This is a genomic window from Nonomuraea sp. NPDC049480 (assembly GCF_044465905.1).
Classification (GTDB): Bacteria; Actinomycetota; Actinomycetes; order Streptosporangiales; family Streptosporangiaceae; genus Nonomuraea.
On sequence record NZ_JBITMD010000009.1, the window covers coordinates 156,465 to 179,522 of the forward strand.

Genomic DNA, 23,058 nt, shown 5'->3' on the forward strand with positions numbered 1-23,058 from the left:
AAAGGGTATTAAACGGGCGCGAGGCGGCGGAAGCGGGGCCGGGTGGCAGGGGTGGCCACGGGTCGGCGGGGCGGACGGCCGGAGGACGGCGGGCCGGTCAGATGGGAGGCCAGGGGATGGCGGGCCAGCCCTCCGACGGGTACGGGTGCACGCCGGTGTCCAGCAGCCGCCTGACCCGCTGCCAGGTGGCCTCGACCTCCGCCAGCGTCAGCAGCTCGCGCAGCCGGCGCCCGAGCGCTCCCGACTCCAGGTCGCGCTCCAGCTTGGCCAGCACCGCCACCGCCTCGCGGGCCAGCGGCTTGCCCCGCCACTGCCACAGCACGGTCCGCAGCTTGTCCTCGACGGAGAAGCACACCCCGTGGTCCACCCCGTACACGTGCCCGGTGGGCAGCGGCAGCAGGTGACCCCCCTTGCGGTCGGCGTTGTTGACCACCGCGTCGAACACCGCCATCCGCCGCACGACCGGGTTGCGGCTCTTGACCAGCCGCATCAGGTCGATCTCGCGCTCGGTGTCGATCCACAGCTGGACCATGCCGGGGCCGAAGGGGCCCTCGCGGTAGACCGTGGGCGGCACGATGCGCCAGCCGGTCGCCTGGGACACCTCGTACGCGGCCACCTCGCGGGCGGCCAGCGTGCCGTCGGGGAAGTCCCAGAGCGGGCGCTCACCGCGTACCGGCTTGTAGACGCAGGCGGCCGTGCGCTCGCCCAGCTTGACCGAGCAGTAGAGCGTCATGTTGGTCGCCTCGACGAGGCGACCGGCAACCTCCAGGCGGCCGTCGCGGAGCAGCGTGAGGGCCTCCTCATCGTGCATGCCCGGCGGGTTGGACGGTTTGACGGCCGGTTCGCTCTCCGGAGCGGTCATGAAGCCGCCTCACCCCCGCGGTATCCGTTGAGACGTACGCACACGTGCCCGGCGGCGTCGAGGGGCTGGGCGCACAGGGGACACGGCGGCCGGCCGGCCGCGACGATGTGGAGCGCCCGCTGGGTGAAGGCGCGCGCGGCTCCCGCACTGATCCGCACGCGCAGCACCGCGGGGTCGGGGCCGTCGAGGTCATCCTCGTCGATGACCTCCTGCGCCTCTATCACCACCTGGGCTCTGTCCGCGTCCCACGCCAGTGCCATGGTGCCGACGCGGAAGTCCTCCGCGACCGGCACGTCGAGCGGCTCGTCGTCGGCGAGGTCCACGGGCGCCAGGGCGGGCACCTGCGCGGCCCCGCCGCTGAGGCGCAGCACCTCGTCGAGCAGCTCCTCCAGCCTGCCCGCGAGCGCGGCCACCTGGAGCTTCTCCAGCGCCACCGTGGTCAGTCTGCCCTCGGCCCTGGCCTGCAGAAAGAAGACCCGCGCACCCGGCTGCCCCACGGCACCGGCGACGAACCTCTCTGGTGGGTCGTAGTCGAAGACCGGCATAGCCTGACCTTACGTGGTTCCGGGTCCGCCGCCGACGGCGGCATCGCTCCCGGTGATGTTTTCTCCCCCGTCTTTCTCCTCCGAATCCTCGGGAAGCCTCAATTCCCCCATATCGTTAAGCCTGAGAACAAAGGGACGCAAGGGGGCATAGCGAATGACGGTGAGCGCCGCCGGATCAGCCGTTATCCGCTGAAAATGATCGAGGTGAAGCCCCAGGGCGTCGGCGACGATCGACTTGATCACGTCGCCGTGGCTGCAAACCAGGTAGACAGCCTTCTCCCCCAGGCGTTGATTCCACTCCCGGACCGCTGAGACGGCCCGATGTTGCATTCCGGCCAGCGACTCCCCTTCCGGAAATGTCGCCGCGCTGGGGTGTGCCTGGACGACCTGCCACAGCGGCTCCTGGGCGAGCTCCTTCAGCGGCCGCCCGGTCCACCCGCCGTAGCCGCACTCGATGAACCGTTCGTCGAACTCCACGCCGCCCTGCCGGCCCTGGGCGACCGCTTCGGCCGTTTCCCGGCAGCGTTCGAGCGGACTGGAGACGATGGCGTCGAGCCTGACGCCCGCGATGCGCTCGGCGAGCGCGGCGGCCTGCGCCCGGCCGGCCTCGCTCAGCCGCACCCCCGGGGTGCGGCCGGCCAGCACCGGTCCGGTGAGGTCCGTCAGCCCGTGCCGGGCCAGAAGCAGCGTGGTCACCCAGCAAGTGTCGCAGGCGTCGATCACAGTGTCGAAACCGGAGATCACGATCTCACGGCGGCACGGTGCTACGGCGTTCACCACCAACGACAGTGGAGCGGCAGCCCGGTGGAGCAGGTTTCTTGTTGGCCAATGAGAAACCTGCAAGGCGGGCTGCCGCTACGGCGTTCACCACGAACGACAGTGGAGCGGCAGCCCGGTGGAGCAGGTTTCTTGTTGGTAACCTGGCGGGATCATGGAGCAGCGCTATGTCGGCCACAGCGGCCTGTCGGTGTCCCGGCTGGGGCTCGGCACGATGACCTGGGGCCGTGACACCGACGCGGACGAGGCGGCCGCCCAGCTCCGCACGTTCCTGGACGCGGGAGGGAACCTCGTCGACACGGCCGACGTCTATACCGGCGGGGACGCCGAGCGGCTCCTGGGCCGGCTGCTGCGCGATTCGGTGCCGCGTTCGGAGCTGGTGATCTCCACCAAGGCCGTGGTGACGCCGGCGGGACGCAGGCCGCGTGACGCCTCCAGGCGCCACCTGATCGCCGCGGTCGACGACTCACTCAACCGCCTCGGGCTCGACTACGTCGACCTGTGGCAGCTGCACACGTACGACGAGGAGGTGCCGTTGGAGGAGACCCTGGCCGCGCTCGACGCGATCGTCTCCTCCGGCCGCGCCGTCTACGCGGGCGTGTGCGACTACACCGGCTGGCAGCTGGCAGCCGCGACGGTCACCCAGAAGATGGTCCCCGGCCGCATCCCGATCACCTCGGCGCAGGTGGAATATTCCTTGCTGGCCCGCGAGCCGGAGCGGGAGCTGCTGCCCGCCGCGGCGCATCTCGGCGTCGGGGTGCTGGCCTGGTCGCCGCTGGGGCGCGGGGTGCTGACCGGGAAATACCGCACAGGCATCCCGGCCGACTCACGGGCCGCGACGCCGCACTTCGCCGACTTCGTCCGCCCGTACCTCGATGAGAGGAGCCGTCGGGTGGTCGAGTCGGTCATGACCGCAGCCGACGGGCTGGGGGTGTCGCCGCTGGCCGTGGCCCTGTCGTGGGTGCGCGACCAGCCGGGCGTGGCCTCGGCCATCGTCGGCGCCCGTACGCACGCGCAGCTCACCGGGGCCCTGCCGGCCGAGGACGTGGTGCTGCCCATAGAGATCCGAGAGGCCCTCGATGACGTGTCGTCGCTCGACTGACCGGGAACGGGAGACTCTCTCGCGTATCACTAGTCGATACCGAATCGCAACTTTACCTGCCAAACGCCTGCGTCCCACGAGCGATGTCCATAAAGATTTCCCCCGGAAGCGACGCAGGAGGGGACGGATGGGGAGCAGGGCCGCGATCTCGGCTGGAGTACTCGCGGTGGCGCTGGCGGCCGTCCCAGGGGCGGCTCCCGCCGCGGCGGCCGCCGCGTCGCAGGACTGCGCGCGCGAGGGGGGCCTGCTCTCGGGGGTGACCAACACGCTGTGCGACGTCGTGAAGTCCGTCACGGGCACGGTCGACACCCTGACGGGCGACACGACCGACCCGGTGACGAGCGGCGTGGACGAGACCACCGACGAGGTGCTCGGCAAGGTCGGCGAGGCGGTCCCCACCGGCGAGGCCACCTCCACCGCGTCCGCCGGGCCGTCGCCCACGCCGGCCAAGACCGGGCTGTGCCTGCCGGTGCTGGCCTGCGAGGACCGGACCGCGCGCGAGGCCGTGACCCCGAGCCCCACGCCGTCAGCCGACCGCCCGGGGCAGCCGCGCTCGCGCGAGAAGGACACCTCCACCGTCCCCACCGGCGCGCCCACGCCGCCGGAGAGCCGGCCGCAGCAGCTGGACACCGGGCGGCCGGTGGGCGAGAAGCGGACCGCCGACACGGACGAGCCCCGGGTGGACCTGCTGTGGCCGAACCCGTTCGCCCATGAGCTGACGGTGCCGATGCAGGACCAGCAGGTCGTACGCCCCACGCCGCCGGCCTCGGACGTGCTGGGCACGGCGCTGACGATCGCCCTGCTGGGGTCGGCGGTGCTGGCGACGCGGATCGTGCAGCAGCGGCGGCAGCGCACGGAGCCGGTGGAGTCGATCCCCTTCGAGCCCGCCCACGTCGGCAGCGGCCGCCACCGCGTGGCCTGACCTCCTCACGGCAAGGGGCGGCGGCGCGGGGTGGGCGTCCGATCCATGGACGCCCACCGGCCGCGCGCCGCCTGTCCCGCCCGGCTGGTTCCGCACCGGGCTCGTCCAGGTTTCAGGCGAGCATGAGGAGAGGTGGAGGACGTTCCGGCAACGGGTCAGGCGCCGATGGCGTGGACGCCGCCGTCCACGTGGACGATCTCGCCGGTCGTGGCCGGGAACCAGTCGGACAGCAGGGCCACGCACGCCTTGGCGGCCGGGACCGTGTCGGACAGGTCCCAGCCCAGCGGGGCCTTCTCCGGCCAGCTGTCCTCGAACTCCTTGAAGCCCGGGATCGATTTGGCCGCCATCGTGCGCAGCGGACCCGCCGCCACCAGGTTGGCGCGGATGTTGTGCTTGCCGAGGTCCCTGGCCAGGTAGCGGTTGCAGGACTCCAGGCCCGCCTTGGCGACGCCCATCCAGTCGTAGACCGGCCACGCCTTGGAGGCGTCGAAGTCGAGGCCGACGACCGCGCCGCCCTCCTTCATGAGCGGCAGGCAGGCCACGGCCAGCGACTTGTACGAGTACGTCGACACCTGCAGCGCGGTGGCGACGTCCTCCCACGAGGTGTTGAGGAAGTTGCCGCCGAGCGCGGTCTGCGGGGCGAAGCCGATCGAGTGGACGACGCCGTCGAGGCCGTCCACGTGCTCGCCGACCCGGGCGGCCAGCGTGTCGAGGTGCTCGGTGTTCTGCACGTCGAGCTCCAGCACGGGCGCCGCCTCGGGCAGCCGCTTGGCGATGCGCTCCACCAGGCTCAGCCGGCCGAAACCGGTGAGGACGACGGTGGCGCCCTCCTGCTGGGCCAGCTTGGCCACCGAGAACGCGATCGAGGCGTCCGTCAGGACACCGCTCACGAGGATCCGCTTGCCTTGGAGAATGCCCACGTCAGTGCCCCATTCCGAGTCCGCCGTCGACCGGGATCACGGCCCCGGTGATGTAGGAGGCGTCGTCGCTCGCCAGGAAGCGGACGACGCTTGCGACCTCCTGGGGGGCCGCCTGCCGCCCGAGAGGGATGTTCGCGATGATCTTTTCCTGGTCGAGGCCGGCCGTCATGTCGGTGGCGACGAAGCCGGGCGAGACCACGTTGACCGTGATGTTGCGCGAGCCGTATTCACGGGCCAGGGAGCGGGCGAAGCCGACCAGGCCGGCCTTGGAGGCGGCGTAGTTGGCCTGGCCCGCCTGGCCGGACAGGCCGACGACGGAGGAGATGAGGATGATCCGGCCGCGCTTGAGCTTCATCATGGGCCTGATGGCCCGCTTGGCGACGCGGTAGGCGCCGGTCAGGTTGGCGTCGATGACGTCGGTGAAGCTCTCCTCCTTCATCATCGCCAGCAGCGTGTCCTTGGTGATGCCGGCGTTGGAGACCAGGACTTCGACCGGGCCCTGCTCGGCCTCCACCTTGCCGAAGGCGGACTCGACGTCGGCCGTGCTGGTGACGTCGCAGCGCACGCCGAACAGGCCCTCGGGCGGCTCCCCGGATCGGTAGGTGACCGCGACGGCGTCGCCGGCCGCGGCGAGTTCACGGGCGATCGCGAGGCCTATGCCGCGATTGCCCCCGGTGACGAGTACAGAGCGTGCCATGGCACCTGACGCTATCTCCTACCCGCCGGTATCCGGTTGTCCGGGTGACACAAGATCGCGGGGTTAGGATCGTGGACATGCGCCAGATCGATCCCGATTTCCTGGAGCTGCCGCTACGGCAGCTCGCGGACGCCGCCCTGCAACGCGCTCGCGACCTCGGCGCCGAGCACGCCGACTTCCGGCTCGAACGCGTCAGGGCCGAGACGCTCAGCCTCTACGACACCCGGCTCGAGGGGGCGATGGACGCCGACGACCTGGGCTACGCCGTGCGCGTGGTCAAGGGCGGCACCTGGGGGTTCGCCGCCGGGATCCACCTGACGCCCGAGGCCGCCGCGACGGTGGCCGAGCAGGCGGTGCGGGTGGCCGAGGTGAGCGCGCCCATCAACAGGGAGCCGATCGAGCTGGCCCCCGAGCCGGTGCACGCCGAGGCGGTGTGGGTGTCGGCGTACGACGTGGACCCGTTCGACGTGCCGCAGGCCGACAAGGTCGGCATGCTGGCGGAGTGGTCGGCCGGGCTGATGAAGGGCGCCGACCACGTGTCGGCGCGGCTGCTGCAGGTCAAGGAGCAGAAGTTCTACGCCGACACGGCCGGCACGCTGACCACGCAGCAGCGGGTGCGGGTGCATCCGAAGCTCAACGCGATGAAGGCGCACGAGACCGGCTTCGACGACATGTCGACGATCGCGCCGCCGGTCGGGCGCGGGTATGAATACCTGACGGGCACCGGCTGGGACTGGCAGGGCGAGCTGGCCAGGCTGCCGGAGCTGCTGGCCGAGAAGCTGGCGGCGCCGTCGGTGGAGGCGGGCGACTACGACCTGGTGATCGACCCGTCCAACCTGTGGCTGACGATCCACGAGTCGATCGGCCACGCCACCGAGCTGGACCGGGCGCTCGGCTACGAGGCGGCGTACGCGGGCACCAGCTTCGCCACGTTCGACCAGCTGAACGAGCTGGTCTACGGCTCGCCGCTGATGAACGTCACCGGCGACAGGACCGTCACGCACGGCCTGGCCACGATCGGCTACGACGACGAGGGCGTGCAGGGGCAGAGCTTCGACATCGTCAGGGACGGCATCCTGGTGGGCTACCAGCTCGACCGGCGGATGGCGCTGATGAAGGGCCTCGGGCGGTCCAACGGGTGCGCGTTCGCCGACTCGCCCGGGCACATGCCGATCCAGCGCATGGCCAACGTGTCGCTGGCGCCGGCGCAGGACGGGCCCTCGACCGACGAGCTGATCGCGGGGGTCGAGCGGGGCGTCTACATCGTCGGCGACAAGAGCTGGTCGATCGACATGCAGCGCTACAACTTCCAGTTCACCGGGCAGCGGGCGTACAAGATCTCGCACGGGAAGCTGGCCGGGCAGATCAGGGACTTCGCCTACCAGGCCACGACGACGGACTTCTGGTGGTCGATGGAGGCCGTCGGCGGGCCGGAGACGTACGTGCTCGGAGGCGCGTTCAACTGCGGCAAGGGGCAGCCGGGGCAGGTCGCCCCGGTGAGCCATGGATGTCCGTCGGCGCTGTTCAGGGGCGTGCGGATCCTCAACACCGTGCAGGAGGGTGGGAAGTGACCCCGCAGGAAATGGTGGACAGGGCGCTGGAGCTCTCCCGGAACGACGGTTGCGTGGTGCTCGTGGACGAGGGGTCCACGGCCAACCTGCGCTTCGCGGGCAACACGCTCACGACCAACGGCGTCGCCCGCTCCTCGCGGCTGACCGTGATCTCGATCGCCGGCGAGGGCGTGGGGGTCGTGTCGCGGGCCTCAGTGCGCGAGGAGCAGCTCGCCGACGTCGTGGCGGCGGCCGACGCGGCGGCGCGCGACGCGCGGCCCGCCGAGGACGCCCGCCCGCTCGTGGAGGCCGGCCCCGCCCCCGCCGATTGGGACGATGCGGTACGCCCGACCGACATCGGGGTGTTCGAGGGGTTCGCGCCCGCGCTCGGCGAGGCGTTCTCGGCGGCGGAGGCGGGCGGCAGGAAGCTGTACGGCTTCGCCGAGCACTCGCTCACCACGACCTTCCTCGGCACGTCCACGGGCGTGCGGCTGCGGCACGACCAGCCGACGGGGCGGCTGGAGCTCAACGCCAAGTCGGCCGACCTGAAGCGGTCGGCGTGGACGGGCGTGTCCACGCGGGACTTCACGGACGTGGACGTGGCCGCGCTGGGCTCGTCGCTGGCCCAGCGGCTGGAGTGGGCCAAGACGCGCGTCGACCTGCCGGCGGGCCGCTACGAGACGCTGCTGCCGCCGAGCGCGGTGGCCGACCTGATGATCTACCTGTTCTGGTCGGCGGGAGCCAGGGACGCGCTCGACGGGCGGTCGGTGTTCGCCAAGCCGGGCGGGGGCACCCGGGTCGGCGAGCAGCTCGCGACGCTGCCGGTGACGCTGTCGAGCGACCCGGGGGCGGACGGCATCGCGTGCGCGCCGTTCGTGACGGCGCACGCCTCCAGCAGGGAGAGCTCGGTCTTCGACAACGGGCTGCCGCTGGCGCCGACCGACTGGATCAAGGACGGGCGGCTGGAGGCGCTGCTGCAGACCCGCTACTCGGCCGAGCTGAGCGGGCTGCGGGTCACGCCCGGCATCGACAACCTGATCATGAACGGGCCGGCGGGCGGGCGCTCCCTGGAGGAGATGATCGCCTCCACGCAGCACGGTCTCCTCGTCACCTGCCTGTGGTACATCCGCGAGGTCGACCCCCAGACGCTGCTCGTGACCGGGCTGACCAGGGACGGCGTCTACCTGGTCGAGCACGGCGAGGTCGTGGGCGAGGTCAACAACTTCCGGTTCAACGAGAGCCCGGTGGACCTGCTGGGACGCCTGACGGAGGTGGGGGCGGGCGAGCGCACGCTGCCGCGGGAGTGGAACGACTACTTCCAGCGGACGATCATGCCGCCGGTGCGGGTGCCTGACTTCAACATGTCCACGGTCAGCCAGGCCAGCTGACCTGCCGCTCGCCCGCCCCTCCGCCTCCGGTGACGGTCAGGGGCGGGTGACCCGGTAGCGCACGTGGGTCACGCCGTCGGACGGGATGACGGAGATCTGCTCCAGGCCGATCGGCCCGATGCCTCCGACACCGATCCGTCGCCCGCCGGCGGCCTCCTCGGCCGGCTGCACGGCCCGCTCCACGCCCTCGGTGACGAAGGAGACCCGGGGACTCCATTCGCCCTCCGCGGGCGGGTGGTGGGTGAGAACGCGGGCGGGTGGTGGGTGAGAACGCAGAGGCGGGCTGGAGGTCAGCGGGGGCCGAGGAGGGCGCCCAGGGCGTGGCTGAGGGCTTCGCCGAGGGTCTTGGCGCAGGCCTCGTAGCCCTCCGGCGGACCGCCGTACGGGTCGTACACCTCCATCGCGCGCCGGTGGTCGCGCCGTTCGGCGGCCGACTGGACGATGGCGCGGGCCCGTTCCACCGTGTCCGACCGGTAGCGGCGGTGCCCCGCCCCGGAGGCGAGCTGGGCGAACTCCGGCAGCGTGAACGTCTTCTGCGCGGCCTCCGGATCCAGGTTCGCCGCGACGGCGACGTGCCCGGCCTCCATCGTCAGGAGCAGGTCCGAGGACCTGACCAGGTCGAGGTCGAGCATCCGGGCCCGGTGCGCCCGCCCGTCGAGGCCGAGCCTGGCCAGCGTGGCGGCCGCGTGCGGCGCCATCGGCTGGCCGATCAGGGCGCGGACCCCCGCGCTCCCCGTCGCCACGGGAAGGGCCGAGGAGTGGAGCATCGCCCCGGCGATCACCTCTGCCATGGCGGAACGGCAGATGTTGGCCGTGCACACCAGGAGAATGCGGAACTCACGACTCACATCGGCCAATCTAGCCCGTCGAATCGCGTCACGAGCGGCGGATGGTGTGGACGTGTTCCCAGCGCTGGCCGGCGACGAGCCTGGCGGTGCCGGCGTCCAAGTCGTAGACGACCGACCAGCGGGTGTGCCGCTGGGCCACCCGGCGCAGCAGCTCCAGGGCGTCGGCCTGCCCGCCCTCGGCCAGCTTCCGGTAGCGGGGGTCGGCCATCCTGGTGGCACGGTCGGTGCCGGTCATCGTGATGTTGGTGAGGATGCGGTCGTCGATGACGTTGAGGCGGCCGCCGGCGTACTCGACGACCGCGGACCTGCCCGACCGGTCGGCGATCAGGTAGTGCAGTTGCGGCCCGCCGGTGAAGTCCAGGTCGTAGCGGCGCATCAGCGCGATGGCCTCGGGGACGGTGGCGGCCCGGTCGAGCAGGAGGCGGATGATCCGTACGCCGCTCACCGTGACACGTCCGGGCGTCCTTCCGGGCAGCCGCGCGTCGGGCGCCTGGGCCAGGCCGACGGCCAGCCCCTGGTCGTTCACGCCGTCGAACGGGGCCAGCACCGCGTGCGCCAGCCGCCTCCTGTCCCCCGGATCGTCCAGGTCGGGTGGGCCGGGCGCGTCGAGCAGGTAGGAGACGTCCACCAGGGAGAGCGAGGCGTGGGCGCCGGGCGGGCGGGCATGGACGATCATGGCGGGGTTGGGGTCCCAGTCGAAGTTCCTGCCGAACTCGCCCGGCCGGTGGAACAGCGAGCACGCCCATCCGTCGGCCTTCCTGGCCAGCTCGGCGTCGGTGAGCGGGGCCTCGGCGTCGTAGCCGCCGTGGTAGGTCATCTCGTACAGCGGGAGAGTGCCGTCCACCAGGCGCAGGCTTCCGGCCGTGCGGGCGATCTCGTCCGGGGTCTGGCGCAGGACCGCCGTGGCGCTGCGGTCGGGCGCGGGCGTGTCTTCGGCGGGCGCGGGGGTGCGCTCGGCGGCGCAGGCGGCCGGCGCCGTGGTCAGGGCCAGCGCCGCCAGCACCGCTACGGTACGGCTCCGCATGTCCGCAGTGTGCCGTCCGGCGCCCGCCCTGTCACGTCCCCCCGAGAGCCCCTCAGGACGCCGCTCAGGCGTCTTCCAGCCGGAAGCCCACCTTCAAGCCGACCTGGAAGTGGGCGACCTCCCCCGCGTCGATGTAGCCGCGGATCTCGGTCACCTCGAACCAGTCCAGGTGGCGCAGCGTCTGCGACGCCCGCCGGATGCCGTTGCGGATGGCCTGGTCGACGCTCTCCCCCGACGTGCCGACTATCTCGGTCACCCGGTACGTTCGATCCGTCATCTCCCTCTCCTCCTTACTCGAAGGCCATGATCGCATGACCCCCGTCACCGCCCGGGTGCGCCGTCGCGCCCCGCTCCTCCGAGGTCTACGGTGGAACATATGAAGGGGTGGCGCAGGAAGCCAGACGTCCACCAGGTCACCGACGCCGAGCCGTCGTTGTCGGCCGACATCCGCAAGCGCGAGATCAGCTACCTCATCAAGATGGGGATCCGCACGATCTGCCTGATCCTGGCGGTCGTGGTGCCGCTGCCGTGGCCGTACCGGCTGCTGTTCATCGCGGCGGCGGTCTTTTTGCCATACATAGCGGTAATCGGGGCCAATGAGAGGGGGAAGCCTGCCTCGCCTCCTACCTTTCAGAGCCCGGAGGCTAACCAAACCGAGATACCGCTGCATCGACGCGAGATCGGGTCGTGACTAAGTCTTGACGCATCCCACGGGTTGTAGGTGTACGCTTTAGCCAAGCGCTCCGGTCCCCCGTCGGAGTGCTGGTGCCGGCGTTCCGGGCCCCCGTCGGAACGCCGATGAAGCGACGCCGGGTGGTTTGCCCCCGTAACCACCCGGCGTCGCCCTTTTCCTGGTGAAACCTTCGCCGGCGGACGATCTACCATGGCGGCGCCGGGGCCCGTCGGTAGGGCCGCTTTCCCGAAATCGTTTACACCCGCTCTTGCCCCGTTATTCACAGGAAATCTTCAGGTAAGGGCGGGCTTTGACTTCAAGAGTTCGTTCGAGTATCAGTCGTCTGTCAGGGTCTCGGCGGTGGCCTCCCCCCAGTTTTTCGCCATTGTGATCAGTTTGGCCACAGCGTCCTCAGGCGCACTTCCTGACCCTTGGGCCAGTCCGAGCAGGTAGGCCGTCAGGGGCGCGGCCGGCCTGGCGACGCCGTGGGCGACCTCCTTGGTGAGGTCGAGAATCAGGTCGCGGTCCACGGCGGCCGGGTCGATCCCCAGCTCCTTGCAGGCCAGCGCGGTCCATTCGTTGAGCACGTTCATGCGAGCCACCTCCAGGTCGTCCATTGTGTCGCAGTCCGGCCACGGCCGCCGTCGTCCACCACCACGACGCCTGGCGTGGGCTCCGCGGCGCGCGTGGCGGCCGCCGGGGCCGTCAGGCGCGCGGCCCGGGCTTGTCCACGCCGCCCAGCCGGCGGCACGCTCCCCCGGCCAGGATGACCGCGTCACAGCGCATGTTCACCCTCATACGGTACGCAGATCCGGTGGCGACCCGGCTCAGCCGCCCCTCCCGCCCTCGCGCACCACGACGGTGGCGCTGTCCCGGCGGCTCGGGACCCCGGGCCGAGGCACCCGCGACCGGCTTCTCCTCCGAGTGCCTTCGTTGCCCCTGCTCTTCGCCGGCCACAACCCCGCGGCCGAACTCAACGACTTCGCCAGGGACATGTCCAGATCCGCGGGCTTCGTGCCCAGCTCGTATCCGGGAACGGTGACCCGCGTCCGCGGCGCCTGCGACCTCGTGGTGCGGGGACGCTGTGTGTTCTGCCTGCCGCAGTCCGGAACAGAACGGACTGGACGCCAAGCCCTGGCGTGACCGGCCGGGGTCAGCCGCCGATGGCGGACATCGGGCGGGAGGGCTGGAGGAAGGAGGGGTCGTCGATGCCGTGGCCGGCGCGTTTGCGGGCCACGGCCGCCAGCCAGCGCTCGGCCAGCTCGTCGTCGGAGGCGCCCGCGCGCATCGCCGTCTTCAGGTCGGACTCCTCCGTGGCGAACAGGCAGTTGCGGACCTGGCCGTCGGCGGTGAGGCGGACACGGTCGCAGGCGCCGCAGAACGGGCGGGTCACCGAGCCGATCACGCCGACCCTGCCCGGGCCGCCGTCCACCAGGAACCGCTCGGCGGGCGCGCTGCCGCGGTCCTCCAGATCGTCCACCGTGAGGTCGAACGAGCCCGACAGCAGGCCGAGGATCTCGTCGGCGGTGACCATCTCCGCGCGGTTCCACTGGTGCTGGGCGTCGAGCGGCATCTGCTCGATGAAGCGCAGCTCGTAGCCCTGGTCAAGGCACCAGCGCAGCAGCGGGACGGCCTCGTGCTCGTTGACGCCCCGCATGAGGACGGCGTTGATCTTGACGGGGCGCAGGCCGGCCGCGTCGGCGGCGGCGAGCCCGGCGATCACGTCGGCGTGCCGGTCACGGTGCGCGAGCCGCTTGAACGTCTCGGGGTCGAGCGTGTCGAGCGAGACGTTGACCCGGTCGAGCCCGGCGGCCGACAGCGGCTCGGCCAGGCGGGCCAGCCCGATGCCGTTGGTGGTCAGCGAGACCTGCGGCTTGGGCTCGAGCACGGTGGTGCGGGCGACGATGTCGACCAGCTCGCGCCGCAGCAGCGGCTCGCCGCCGGTGTAGCGGACCTCGGTGATGCCGAGCCGCTCGACCCCGATGCTCACCAGGCGGACGATCTCGTCGGCGGTGAGGAGCTGGGCGTTGGGAAGCCAGTCGAGGCCCTCGGGCGGCATGCAGTACGTGCAGCGCAGATTGCACTTGTCCGTGAGGGACACCCGAAGATCTGTCGCCACCCGTCCGAACGAGTCTCGCAACACGGGGCGTCACCTCCTGTTCTCGCTTGAGGGGGCCCAGCCTACGACGCCTGCCGACCAGCACCCAAAACCGCCTCTTCACCGCACGACAACGCATCCGGCCCTAGATCGATTCCGCCCCGGCGGCGATCCGGCGGCCGAGCGGTTCCCGGGCGCGGATCCGGGCCGAGAGGATCAGGACTCTCATGCCCGCTGGCCGGCGGCCTCCCAGGACTCGCGGGCCCGCATCAACTCGGCCAGGTGGCGCCTGGACCACTCGCAGCCGGCGTTCATGGGTTCGAGGAGGCTGCGGCCGAGGTCGGTCAGCTCGTACTCGACGCGCGGCGGGATCTCGGCGTACGCGGTCCGGGTGAGCAGGCCGTCGCGCTCCATGGCGCGCAGCGATGCGGTGAGGACCTTCGGGGTGATGCCCCGCAGGGGCGTCTGGAGCTCGGTGAAGCGGCGCGGGCCCGGCTCCAGGCAGCGGATGATCTTCGCGGTCCACTTGTCGCCGACGCGGATGGGCGCGGCGATGGGCGGGCAACCGGTGAACATGTCCGGATCGAGCGGCACTCCCATGCCGGTCATCGTAGGGGCAACCATCGCAGGGTAAGTATCGTTGCGGAAAGTGGCATGTCGCCCTCTACCGTCTGCGGGGCGGCCGGGAAGCCCGGCCGCCCGAAGACGAGCGGAGTGTCGACATGGGCAGGTTGGTGGTGTTCGGCGCCGGCGGGCGGGCCGGGCGGCGGGTGGTCGCGGAGGCGGCCGGGCGCGGGCACGAGGTGACGGCCGTGGTACGCGATCCCGGCAGGCACGGTGATCTGGCGGGCGAGCGGGTGCGGGTGGTCGCGGGCGACGTCACGGACGCCGCGAGCGTGGCGGCGGCCGCGGCCGGGCACGACGCGGCGGTGCAGGCGGCGGCGCGCCTGGACATGCCGTCGGAGGAGTTCTACGCGGCGGCGGCCCGCGCCCTGGTCGAGGGGCTGTCGGCGGCCGGGGTGACGCGGCTGGTGGCGATCGGTGTGGGAACCCTGCTGGAGGTCTCGCCGGGGGTCCGGCTGGTGGACACGCCCGGGTTCCCGGCGGACGCGCGGGCGTTCTCGCTGGGGCACGCGGTGGAGCTGACGGTGTTCGAGGAGTCGGGGCTGGACTGGGTGGTGCTGGCGCCGCCGCCGGTGTTCCTCGACGAGAAGGCCGAACGGACCGGGCGCCACCGGATCGGCGACCGGCGGGTGCCGGACGCCGCCGAGGGCGATCCGGTGTTCTCGTTCGCCGATCTGGCGGTGGCGGTGGTGGACGAGGCCGGCGGCGGGAAGCATCACCGGGTGCAGGTCGCCGTGTCCTTCTGAGGCCTGAACCGGCGGATGGGCCCGGACATGGCGGACGCCCGGCCGGAGGCGGCCGGGCGTCCCGATGACCCTAGTGGTGGCGGCCGATGACCCTGACCCAGTCCGTGCCCTCCGAGGGCTCCAGCCACTTGGCGCCCTCGAACACCGCGCGCCACGTGCCTGAGGTGCGGGCGGGCACGCGGGTGTGGAAGTAGCCGTTGCGGCCGGTCCTGATGGTGTCCACGTACTCCCACTTGCCGCTGCCGGCCGGCTGGAACAGGATCACGATCCGCTTCCAGGCGAGACGGTGCCAGCGCTCCTGCTTCTTGCAGGTGTCGGCGTGGTGCACCGACACGAACCCGCTGATGTAGTCCTCCTCGCACTCGACGGACAGCTTGCCCTCGAGGTCGATGGGCTTGCCGCGCCAGGCGGGCTCGGGGTTCGCGTCGAATCGCAGGCTCGTGTTGCCGCCGGCGAAGTCCGGGTCCACCTCGTCGGCGAGTGCGGGCGAGGCCGCGGTGGCCACCACGGTGGCGCCCAACGCGGCGGCCGCCAGGCCGGCGGCGAGACGTCGCATCTTCAAGTGACTTCCTTCCCCGTCTTAAACGCACCCCTGGCGGGGCACGTCAACAGGCAATGACGCGGAAAGGGAAGCAAAAGTTGCGACAAAGGTGATCACGATTCCGCAACGCCTACTGATGCCGACGCATTATTGAGTTATTTGTCGCGATTTAGAGAGATCTGGCGCGTAGTGGCCGGTTCCGGCGTAGCGGACGCGCCAGAGGCCGCCCGTACGGCCCGGGATCCTGCTCATGAACGCGCCCGCGGCGTCCGTCGTGGTATCGGCCACCCGCTCCCAGTCGGTGACGGTGTCCGGGCGCCAGAGGATCTCCAGGCGCTGCTTGCCGAACGGGCCGTAGTCGGTGAGGCCACGCGGGTCCACCCTGGTCAGGGCGCCGCGCAGGCGTACGGCTCCCCTGACCTGCTCAGCCCGTACGGAGGCCAGCCTGGTCTCGCGCTTGAGCGCGAACGAGGCGTACTCCGTCACCGTGGCGCCGTCCTTGCCCGTCGCGGTGACGGTGATGGTCCAGGTCCCTGTGGGGTAGTAGCGGCTCAGCCTCTTGTCGGGCAGGAAACGCCAGGTCTCCCAGCCGTCGGTCATGCGGGGACTCGCAGGCTGGGCGCCGGCCTTGGGACTCACGCCGGACGAGGCGTCCGGAGCCGCCTGGCCGGTGCCCTCGGCCGCCTGGCCGGTGCCCTCGGCCGCCTGGCCGGTGCCCTCTACCGGCGGGGCGGCGCCCTCTACCGGCGGGGCGGCGCCCTGAATCGATGGGCCGGTGCCGACGATCGCCGGGACACCGCCGTCGATCACGGGGTCGATGCCCTCGACCGCCGGCGCGGCGCCCTCTCCCGCCAGATCGGCGCCCTCTGCTGCCGGGTCGGCGCCCTGTACGGGCCCCGTTCCCTGCACCGGTCCCGTTCCCTGCGCGGGTTCTGAGCCTTGCGCCGGGCCCTCGGCAGGCTGGGCGCTCGGGAGCGGCTGGGCGGACTGGGCCGCGTCGATGGCGTGGATGGGGTCGGCGCCTTGGACCGGGCCGGATGACGTGTCGGACTCGGTGCCGGCGGACGGTGTCGGTGTCGGTGTCGGTGTCGGTGTCGTGAACGAAGGCGACGGCGAGGGCGTCGGCACCGACAGTGCCGGGGCCGACGGGATCGAAGCGGACGGGGCCGGGGACGGGACGTCGGACGGGGCCGGCGGCTGGGACGGCGACGGGTCCGTCACCGATGGCTTGGACACCAGCAGCGGGCCCGGGGGGGCGCCCGGCTCGACCTTCACGGTGACGCCGTTCTTGCCCCGCGCCCCCTTGGCGACCACGTCGATCACCAGGCGGACGGAGTCGTCGGCCCCGACCACGGGCTCGGCGGGACGTACGGTGATGGCTCGAATGGCGAGCTCGGTCGCGGCGGCGGGCGCAGGCACGGGCGCCGAGAGCGCCCCCGCCGCGAGCGAGACGAGAAGCAGTTCTCTGGTCATGATCAGGACGGTAGGAACCGGCCGGTAATGACCATGACCACGACACACGCCTCGAATGGCAAAGCCCGGATCAGCCGGAATAGAGCCCTTCGATGACGTCGGCGTACTTCGCGTGGATGATCCGCCTCTTCAGCTTGAGGCTCGGGGTGAGCTCCTCGGTCTCGGCGGTCCACTCCGTGCCGAGCAGCGCCCACTTCTTGACCTGCTGCACCCGGGCCAGCTTGGCGTTGGCGGCCTCGACGGCGGCCTCCACCTCCTTGAGCACCTCGGGGTGCTCGGCCAGTTCGGCGAGCGAGGTGTAGGTGATGCCGCGGGCCTGCGCCCAGCCCGGCGCGACCTCGGCGTCGAGCGTCAGCACGGCCACCGTGTGGGGCCGGTTGTCGCCGTACGCGAGCGCCTGGCCGATGAGCGGGTGCTGCTTGAGGTGGTTCTCGATCTCCGCCGGGGAGATGTTCTCGCCGCCCGCGGTGATGATGAGCTCCTTCTTGCGGTCCACGACCCGGTAGAAGCCGTCCTCGTCGACCGTGCCGATGTCGCCGGTGTGCAGCCAGCCGTCGGCGTCGATCAGCTCGGCGGTGGCCTCGGGGCGGTTGAGGTAGCCGCGGGTGTTGAGCGGGCTGCGGGTGAGGATCTCGCCGTCCTCGGCGATGCGGACCTCGACGCCGGGCTCGGCCCTGCCGACGGTGCCGAGACGGTAGGAGGCGGGGCTGTTGCCGGTGAACGCGCCGGTCGTCTCCGTCATGCCGTACACGTCGATGACCTTGAGCCCGAGGCCGGCGTAGAAGTTCTGTACCTCGGGAGCCAGCGGGGCGGCGCCGGTGGCGGTCCACTCGGCGCGGTCGAAGCCGATCATGCCGCGGATGATCGACAGGAGGGAGGCGTCGGCCTTCTCGTACGCCTCCCGGATCTCGGGGGTGACGGTGCGGCCGTGCTGGCCGGCCTCGACGTACGCCTGCCCCGCGTTCATGGCCTCCCGCACGGCGGTCTGCTGCTCCTCCGGCTGGGTGGCGAGCACGGCGAGCAGGCGGGCCATCATCTTCTCCCACACGCGTGGCACGCCGAAGAACATCATCGGCCTGACCTGCCCCAGCGTGGCGCCGAGGTTGGCCAGGTCGGTGCAGAAGTGCACGTGGGAGACCTTGGTCAGCGGCAGGTAGAGGCTGAGGATGCGCTCGGCGATGTGCGCGTACGTGAGGTAGGAGATCTGCGTGCCCAGCATGGGCAGCGACGTCATGCGGTCGGTGGCGGCGCACTCGTACAAGACGTTGGCGTGGGTGAGCGGGACGCCCTTGGGCGTGCCGGTGGTGCCGGAGGTGTAGAGGACGGTGACCACGTCCTCGGAGGCGACGGCGCGCCAGCGCGCCTCCACCCGGCCCGGGTCCTCGGCCAGCCGTGCGCGGCCGAGGTCCAGGAAGTCCGTCCACGTCATGAACCGGTCGTCGCCGGCCGGCGCGCCCTCCAGCATGATGATCTTGCGGAGGCCGCTCAGCCGGTCGAGCACCGGCTGCCAGCGGGCCAGTTCGGCCGGGCCGCCGAGCACGGCGTACTTGGCGCCCACGTTCTCGGCCACGAACGCGATCTGCTCGGGGGCGAACGTCGAGTAGACCGTGCAGCCGACGCCGCCCGCGTGCACCGCGCCGAGGTCGGCGAGCACGTGCTCGCTCCGGTTCACCATCATCAGGGCCGCGGAGTCGCCGCGTTCGAGCCCGAGCGCGGCGAAGGCGGCCGCGATCTCCAGAACCCGTTCCCGCGCCTGCGCGTACGTCAGCGTGCGCCAGCCGTCGCCCTCCGGGTCCGAGTAGGCGGGTGCGTCGGGATGCTGCTCAGCCGCCTGCTGGAGCTGTAAGCAGACGGTACGGCCGGCGATCTGCCGCTGGATCTCGGCTCGGACGTCGAGGACTTCGGCCATGGCACGCGCCTCCATCAGTATTCACTTGCATGAATGGCATGCATCGCACCACACCCGCCGGGTAGCGGCAAGACCTCGCGGGCATCGTTCCCGCACAGCGACCGATCGACTGCAGAGAGCTTACCGGGGGCTTTTCATGGCTGGCGGCGGCAGGACGTTCTTCGGACATCCGTGGGGCCTGGCGACGTTGTTCGGCACCGAGATGTGGGAGCGGTTCAGCTGGTACGGGCTGCGGGCGATCCTGGCCACGTTCATGGCGGCGTCGCCGGCGCACCAGGGGCTGGGCATGCCGGACGAGACGGCGCAGGCGGTCGTCGGCGTCTACGGGGCCCTGATCTACCTGGTGGCGCTGCCCGGCGGGTGGATCGCCGACCGCCTCCTGGGGGCGCGCAGGGCGGTGTTCTGGGGCGGGTTCGTCATCATGCTGGGCCACATCAGCATGGCGATCCCGGTGACGACGCCGTTGTTCGTCTGGCTCGGCATGCTGCTGATCATCAGCGGCACGGGGCTGCTCAAGCCGAACATCTCCGTCATGGTCGGCCGGCTCTACCCCGAGGACGAGGACGGGCGCAGGGACGCCGGATTCTCGCTGTTCTACCTGGGCATCAACCTGGGGGCGTTCTTCGCGCCCATCGTGGTCGGCTGGCTGGCCGCCGGGGACCGCTGGCACTGGGGCTTCGGCGCGGCCGCGGTCGGCATGGCGCTGGGCCTGATCCAGTACGTGTGGGGCGGCCGGGCCCTGCGGGGCGTCGGCGAGCGGCCCGGCATGCGCCTGTCCCCCGCCGAGCGGCGCCGCTTCGGGCGGCTGGCGGGCCTCGGGGCGGGCGCGGCGGTGGCCGCGCTGGCGGCGTGGACGGCGACCGGCACGTTCACGATCGACCGGTTCACCATCGTGATCACCGTGATCATCCTGGTGGTGCCCGTCGTGTATTTCGGTTACATCCTCATGGGCGGCCAGCTGGCCGAGGACGAGCGCGACCGGATGAAGGCGTACATCTGGCTCTTCGCAGCCGCGGCGATCTTTTGGATGATCTACGATCTGGCGCCGAGCAAGCTGCTGTTCTTCGCCGCGGACCACACGGACCTGTCGCTGTTCGGCGTCTCGATCCAACCGGCCACCACCCAGGCGTTCAACCCGCTGTTCATCATGATCTTCGTGCCGGTGTTCGCGGCGCTGTGGGTGCGGCTGGGGACGCGGGTGAGCACGCCGCAGAAGTTCGGGTTCGCGCTGGTCATGGTCGGGTTGAGCTTCGTGGTCATGGCGGTCGCGGCGGCGCTGGCGGGGTCCGGGCGAGTGTCGGTGTGGTGGCTGGTGCTGGTGTACGTGATCCAGGTGTTCGGCGAGCTGTCGCTCAGCCCGGTCGGGCTGTCGGTGACGACGAAGCTGGCGCCCGAGGCGTTCAAGGCGCAGATGCTCGGGGTGTGGTTCATCGCGGTGTCGGTGGGCGACGCGGTCGGCGGGCAGACGGGGCGGCTCAACCGTGTGCTGTCGGAGCCCGCGTACTACCTGGTGCTGGCGGTCACGGCGATCGTGGCCGGGGCGGCGCTGCTGATGTTCACGCGGCGGTTGCGGGTGCTGATGGCCGAGCACCACCACGCCGAGTCCCTGCCGTTCCGGTAAAGATTGCGACGTGTCTCAGTTTCTCGACCTGGTCGGAATATTCGTCTTCGCCCTGTCCGGTGCGCTCATGGGCGTGCGCAAGCGGCTCGACGTCGTGGGGATGGGGGTGCTGGCGGAGATCACGGCCCTGGGCGGGGGCGTGGTGCGGGACCTGATCCTGAACGTGCGCCCGGCCGCCTTCCAGAGCCTCGGGTACGTGCTGGTTCCGGTGGCGGCCACGGTGATCGTGTTCTTCTGGCATCCGCACGTGGCGCGGGTGATGCCGGCCATGCTGGTGCTGGACGCGGCCGGGCTGGGGCTGTTCTGCGCGGTGGGGACGGAGAAGGCCCTGGAGTACGGCCTGAGCCCGCTGCACGCGGCCCTGCTCGGGGTGGCGACGGCGGTGGGCGGCGGCATGCTGCGGGACGTGCTGGCCGGGGAGATCCCGGCGTTGCTGTACGACCGCCAGCTGTACGCGGTGCCGGCGATGCTGGGGTCGGGGGTGATGGCGGCGCTGTCGTCGTACGGGCTGGACGGGTGGCAGGCCACGCTGGCGGCGGCGGTGCTGGCCTTCGGGCTGCGGATCACGGCGATGCGCCGCAAGTGGCGCGCGCCGCTTGCCAGGGGGGTCGCGAGTGACTAGACCATCGCGATGAGCGAGTCCGGGGGGCGCGGGGTGCCGAGGGGGCCGTGGTCGCGGGCGGCGCGGAGGCGGATGATCGCCTCGCTCAGGATCTGGGGCGGCAGTGTGTACGGCAGGCGCAGGTAGCCTTCGAGCGTTCCCTCCAGGCCGAACCACGGGCCGGGCGCGAGGCGCACGCCGTGGCCGGCCGCCGCCTCGGCCAACGATGTGGCGGCGTCGCCGTTGAGGCGGACCCAGAGCGTGCCGCCGCCGCGCGGCACCGTGAACGTCCACTCCGGCACCTGCTCGCGCAGCCCCGTCACCAGCGCGTCGCGGGAGGCGCGCAGCGTGCGGCGGCGCTCGGCGCGCGTCTCCTCCAGCCGGTCGAACAGCCGCGCCACCGCCAGCTGCTCCATCACCGGGCTGGCGATGTCCACGGCCGAGCGGTGCATGGCCAGACGGCGGGCCAGCGCCGCCGTGGTGCGGATCCAGCCGATGCGCAGGCCGCCCCACCACAGCTTGGACGCCGAGCCGATGCTGATCACGCGGCTGTCGGTGTCGAACGCCGCCATGGGCGACGTGCGCGGCACCTCGTCCAGCGCCAGCTCCAGCCAGGTCTCGTCCACCAGCACCAGCGTGTCCGTGCGCCGGGCCGCGCCCACGACGGCGGCGCGGGTGGCGTCGTCCATGAGGGCGCCGGTCGGATTCTGGAAGTCGGGCATGAGGTAGGCCAGGCGTGCCCCGGACTGGCGCATGGCACCGATCAGCAGGTCGGCCTGCCAGCCCTCGTGCGAGATCCCGACCGGGACGATCCGGGCCGAGCGCTGCCGGGCCACGTCCATGACGTGCGGGTACGTCGGCGACTCCACCAGGACCGGGTCGCCGGGGCCGGCGAGCAGGCCGAGCACGAGCTGGATGGCGTGCTGGGAGCCGGTGGTGACGACGATCTGCTCGGGCCGTGTGGCCACTCCCCTGGCGGTGTAGCGGGCGGCGATGCGTTCCCGGAGGACGGCCAGGCCCATGGGGTCATAGCCGTTGCCCATGCCGTACCGGGGCAGGTCCTCGACGGCCTCCAGCATCACCTGCCGCAGGGCCGAGGGCGCGGGCGGGGCGGCGCAGTGCAGGGGGACCAGGCCGTCGCCGTCGGTGCTGAGCCACGGGTTGTCCGGCGTCGTGGCGGGATCAGGCAGGGCCGTCCAGCTGCCGGAGCCCTGACGGCTGTCCAGGTAGCCGCGCTCGCGGAGCAGGTCGTACGCCGACGTCACGGTGGTGCGGCTGACCTTGAGGATCTCGGCGAGGTGGCGTTCGGCGGGCATGCGGACGCGTACCGGGATCTGGCCGTCCATGATGAGGGCGCGCACGCCGTCGGCGAGCGCGCGGTAGTACGGGCGCGCGCCCGGATCGACGTTGACCAGCCGGGCTACCTGAGTCGCCGAAAGATGCCTCATAAGGCCACTTTTCGCGATTGGCCCTGTTTTGGCAAGTCGGTGGACTGCCACTCTGGGGCCACTATGAGCGAGACGACCGTCCCACGAGTGAGTTCCTTCCCCGCCCGCCTCGCCCGGCTCTACGGCGGGCTGGCGCTGTACGGCGCCGGCATCGGCCTGCAGATCGAGTCCGGGCTGGGCAACGACCCGTGGGACGTGTTCCACCAGGGCCTGGGCATCAGGGCCGGGGTGTCGATCGGGACCGTGATCATCGTGGTGGGCGCGCTGGTGATGCTGCTGTGGATCCCGCTCAAGCAGAAGCCCGGGCTCGGGACGATCAGCAACGTGGTGTTCCTGGGGCTGTTCGCCGACGGCGCGATCTTGCTGCTGCCGACCCCCTCCCATCTGGCGCTCCAGGCCTTGTACGTGGCGCTGGGCGTCGTCTCGATCGCGCTGGCGACTGTGCTGTACATCGGCGCCGGCATGGGACCCGGACCCCGGGACGGGATCATGACCGGGCTGGTGCGGCTCGGGCTGTCGGTGCGGCTGGGCAGGTTCCTCATCGAGATCACCGTGCTGGCGGCCGGCTGGCTGCTCGGCGGGACGGTCGGGATCGGGACGCTGGTGTTCGCGCTGGCCATCGGGCCGCTGACGCAGCTGTTCACCCGCTGGTTCCCGCTGGCGTGACCCCCGCGGCCGGGTCCGGGCAT

26 protein-coding genes are annotated in these 23,058 nt (G+C 71.5%); 10 read left to right on the top strand and 16 right to left on the bottom strand.

The genetic code is table 11. The features are described from left to right. Window positions 1-97 precede the first annotated feature (97 nt). From ACIBX3_RS26265 to ACIBX3_RS26275, 3 genes are read right to left on the bottom strand one after another with little or no spacing between them, the layout of a single operon-like run. A complete protein-coding gene (locus ACIBX3_RS26265) occupies window positions 98-862 on the bottom strand; it encodes an SCO1664 family protein (protein WP_397121313.1) in 765 nt (254 codons plus the stop codon). Beyond that, a complete protein-coding gene (locus ACIBX3_RS26270; RefSeq protein ID WP_397121314.1) occupies window positions 859-1,407 on the bottom strand; it encodes a DUF3090 domain-containing protein in 549 nt (182 codons plus the stop codon). The genes ACIBX3_RS26265 and ACIBX3_RS26270 overlap by 4 nt, the downstream gene beginning before the upstream one ends. Before the next feature lie 9 nt (window positions 1,408-1,416). Continuing rightward, window positions 1,417-2,103, bottom strand: coding sequence for an MSMEG_4193 family putative phosphomutase (locus ACIBX3_RS26275; RefSeq protein ID WP_397121752.1), 687 nt, complete (start codon window positions 2,101-2,103; stop codon window positions 1,417-1,419). Between the two features lie 235 nt (window positions 2,104-2,338). On the opposite strand from ACIBX3_RS26275, the gene ACIBX3_RS26280 reads away from it, so the two are divergent. After that, on the top strand, window positions 2,339-3,286 hold the full coding sequence (locus tag ACIBX3_RS26280; protein ID WP_397121316.1) for an aldo/keto reductase: 948 nt from the start codon (window positions 2,339-2,341) through the stop codon (window positions 3,284-3,286). A gap of 127 nt (window positions 3,287-3,413) precedes the next feature. Next, window positions 3,414-4,208, top strand: coding sequence for a hypothetical protein (locus ACIBX3_RS26285; protein ID WP_397121318.1), 795 nt, complete (start codon window positions 3,414-3,416; stop codon window positions 4,206-4,208). A gap of 155 nt (window positions 4,209-4,363) precedes the next feature. Here ACIBX3_RS26285 and fabI read toward each other — a convergent pair whose 3' ends face one another. Both fabI and ACIBX3_RS26295 read right to left on the bottom strand, forming a co-directional pair. Further along, on the bottom strand, window positions 4,364-5,128 hold the full coding sequence (fabI, locus tag ACIBX3_RS26290) for an enoyl-ACP reductase FabI (protein ID WP_397121320.1): 765 nt from the start codon (window positions 5,126-5,128) through the stop codon (window positions 4,364-4,366). Window position 5,129: 1 nt separating this feature from the next. Further along, the gene (locus ACIBX3_RS26295; protein WP_397121322.1) at window positions 5,130-5,825 is read right to left on the bottom strand and encodes a beta-ketoacyl-ACP reductase; all 696 of its coding nucleotides are present in this window, start codon (window positions 5,823-5,825) and stop codon (window positions 5,130-5,132) included. A gap of 77 nt (window positions 5,826-5,902) precedes the next feature. Here ACIBX3_RS26295 and ACIBX3_RS26300 point away from each other — a divergent pair, with 77 nt between their 5' ends. Together ACIBX3_RS26300 and ACIBX3_RS26305 are read left to right on the top strand one after the other, a co-directional pair. Beyond that, window positions 5,903-7,396, top strand: coding sequence for a TldD/PmbA family protein (locus ACIBX3_RS26300; RefSeq protein WP_397121324.1), 1,494 nt, complete (start codon window positions 5,903-5,905; stop codon window positions 7,394-7,396). Continuing rightward, window positions 7,393-8,763 carry a metallopeptidase TldD-related protein gene (locus ACIBX3_RS26305; protein WP_397121326.1) on the top strand — a complete coding sequence of 457 codons (1,371 nt, stop codon included), beginning with the start codon at window positions 7,393-7,395 and terminating at the stop codon, window positions 8,761-8,763. The genes ACIBX3_RS26300 and ACIBX3_RS26305 overlap by 4 nt, the downstream gene beginning before the upstream one ends. 36 nt (window positions 8,764-8,799) lie before the next feature. Here ACIBX3_RS26305 and ACIBX3_RS26310 read toward each other — a convergent pair whose 3' ends face one another. The 4 genes from ACIBX3_RS26310 to ACIBX3_RS26325 form a co-directional block, all read right to left on the bottom strand. Further along, complete coding sequence (locus tag ACIBX3_RS26310) at window positions 8,800-8,934, bottom strand: hypothetical protein (protein WP_397121328.1); 135 nt, start codon at window positions 8,932-8,934, stop codon at window positions 8,800-8,802. A gap of 119 nt (window positions 8,935-9,053) precedes the next feature. After that, complete coding sequence (locus ACIBX3_RS26315) at window positions 9,054-9,611, bottom strand: hypothetical protein (protein ID WP_397121330.1); 558 nt, start codon at window positions 9,609-9,611, stop codon at window positions 9,054-9,056. Between the two features lie 28 nt (window positions 9,612-9,639). Further along, complete coding sequence (locus ACIBX3_RS26320; RefSeq protein WP_397121332.1) at window positions 9,640-10,635, bottom strand: linear amide C-N hydrolase; 996 nt, start codon at window positions 10,633-10,635, stop codon at window positions 9,640-9,642. A 64-nt stretch (window positions 10,636-10,699) separates the two neighbouring features. Continuing rightward, on the bottom strand, window positions 10,700-10,912 hold the full coding sequence (locus tag ACIBX3_RS26325) for a dodecin (protein ID WP_397121334.1): 213 nt from the start codon (window positions 10,910-10,912) through the stop codon (window positions 10,700-10,702). A 99-nt stretch (window positions 10,913-11,011) separates the two neighbouring features. Here ACIBX3_RS26325 and ACIBX3_RS26330 point away from each other — a divergent pair, with 99 nt between their 5' ends. Continuing rightward, window positions 11,012-11,326 carry a DUF3099 domain-containing protein gene (locus ACIBX3_RS26330; RefSeq protein ID WP_397121336.1) on the top strand — a complete coding sequence of 105 codons (315 nt, stop codon included), beginning with the start codon at window positions 11,012-11,014 and terminating at the stop codon, window positions 11,324-11,326. A gap of 317 nt (window positions 11,327-11,643) precedes the next feature. Here ACIBX3_RS26330 and ACIBX3_RS26335 read toward each other — a convergent pair whose 3' ends face one another. Beyond that, window positions 11,644-11,901: a DUF6457 domain-containing protein gene (locus ACIBX3_RS26335; protein WP_397121338.1), complete on the bottom strand. Its 258-nt coding sequence runs from the start codon at window positions 11,899-11,901 to the stop codon at window positions 11,644-11,646. A 331-nt stretch (window positions 11,902-12,232) separates the two neighbouring features. Between ACIBX3_RS26335 and ACIBX3_RS26340 the strand changes: the two genes are divergently transcribed. Further along, entirely contained in the window at window positions 12,233-12,451 is a 219-nt protein-coding gene (locus tag ACIBX3_RS26340; RefSeq protein ID WP_397121340.1) for a hypothetical protein, read from the top strand. 10 nt (window positions 12,452-12,461) lie between these two features. Here the strand turns inward: ACIBX3_RS26340 and moaA are convergent, their stop codons facing one another. Next, window positions 12,462-13,451, bottom strand: coding sequence for a GTP 3',8-cyclase MoaA (gene moaA, locus ACIBX3_RS26345; protein ID WP_397121342.1), 990 nt, complete (start codon window positions 13,449-13,451; stop codon window positions 12,462-12,464). A gap of 180 nt (window positions 13,452-13,631) precedes the next feature. Beyond that, window positions 13,632-14,006, bottom strand: a complete 375-nt coding sequence (locus ACIBX3_RS26350; RefSeq protein WP_397121344.1) for a winged helix-turn-helix transcriptional regulator — start codon at window positions 14,004-14,006, stop codon at window positions 13,632-13,634. 122 nt (window positions 14,007-14,128) lie between these two features. Here ACIBX3_RS26350 and ACIBX3_RS26355 point away from each other — a divergent pair, with 122 nt between their 5' ends. Continuing rightward, complete coding sequence (locus ACIBX3_RS26355) at window positions 14,129-14,776, top strand: NAD(P)-dependent oxidoreductase (RefSeq protein ID WP_397121346.1); 648 nt, start codon at window positions 14,129-14,131, stop codon at window positions 14,774-14,776. 70 nt (window positions 14,777-14,846) lie between these two features. On the opposite strand, the gene ACIBX3_RS26360 is transcribed toward ACIBX3_RS26355, so the two are convergent. The 3 genes from ACIBX3_RS26360 to ACIBX3_RS26370 form a co-directional block, all read right to left on the bottom strand. Next, on the bottom strand, window positions 14,847-15,338 hold the full coding sequence (locus ACIBX3_RS26360; RefSeq protein WP_397121348.1) for a hypothetical protein: 492 nt from the start codon (window positions 15,336-15,338) through the stop codon (window positions 14,847-14,849). Between the two features lie 126 nt (window positions 15,339-15,464). Then, complete coding sequence (locus tag ACIBX3_RS26365) at window positions 15,465-16,790, bottom strand: hypothetical protein (RefSeq protein WP_397121350.1); 1,326 nt, start codon at window positions 16,788-16,790, stop codon at window positions 15,465-15,467. A gap of 70 nt (window positions 16,791-16,860) precedes the next feature. Continuing rightward, on the bottom strand, window positions 16,861-18,699 hold the full coding sequence (locus ACIBX3_RS26370; protein ID WP_397121352.1) for an AMP-dependent synthetase/ligase: 1,839 nt from the start codon (window positions 18,697-18,699) through the stop codon (window positions 16,861-16,863). 136 nt (window positions 18,700-18,835) lie between these two features. Between ACIBX3_RS26370 and ACIBX3_RS26375 the strand changes: the two genes are divergently transcribed. Further along, a complete protein-coding gene (locus ACIBX3_RS26375) occupies window positions 18,836-20,320 on the top strand; it encodes a peptide MFS transporter (protein WP_397121354.1) in 1,485 nt (494 codons plus the stop codon). A 10-nt stretch (window positions 20,321-20,330) separates the two neighbouring features. Continuing rightward, window positions 20,331-20,942 carry a trimeric intracellular cation channel family protein gene (locus ACIBX3_RS26380; RefSeq protein ID WP_397121356.1) on the top strand — a complete coding sequence of 204 codons (612 nt, stop codon included), beginning with the start codon at window positions 20,331-20,333 and terminating at the stop codon, window positions 20,940-20,942. Here the strand turns inward: ACIBX3_RS26380 and ACIBX3_RS26385 are convergent. Continuing rightward, a complete protein-coding gene (locus ACIBX3_RS26385) occupies window positions 20,939-22,369 on the bottom strand; it encodes a PLP-dependent aminotransferase family protein (protein WP_397121358.1) in 1,431 nt (476 codons plus the stop codon). The two genes, ACIBX3_RS26380 and ACIBX3_RS26385, sit on opposite strands and share 4 nt — an antisense overlap. 63 nt (window positions 22,370-22,432) lie before the next feature. Here ACIBX3_RS26385 and ACIBX3_RS26390 point away from each other — a divergent pair, with 63 nt between their 5' ends. Beyond that, window positions 22,433-23,035, top strand: coding sequence for a YitT family protein (locus tag ACIBX3_RS26390; RefSeq protein ID WP_397121360.1), 603 nt, complete (start codon window positions 22,433-22,435; stop codon window positions 23,033-23,035). Window positions 23,036-23,058: the final 23 nt, after the last annotated feature.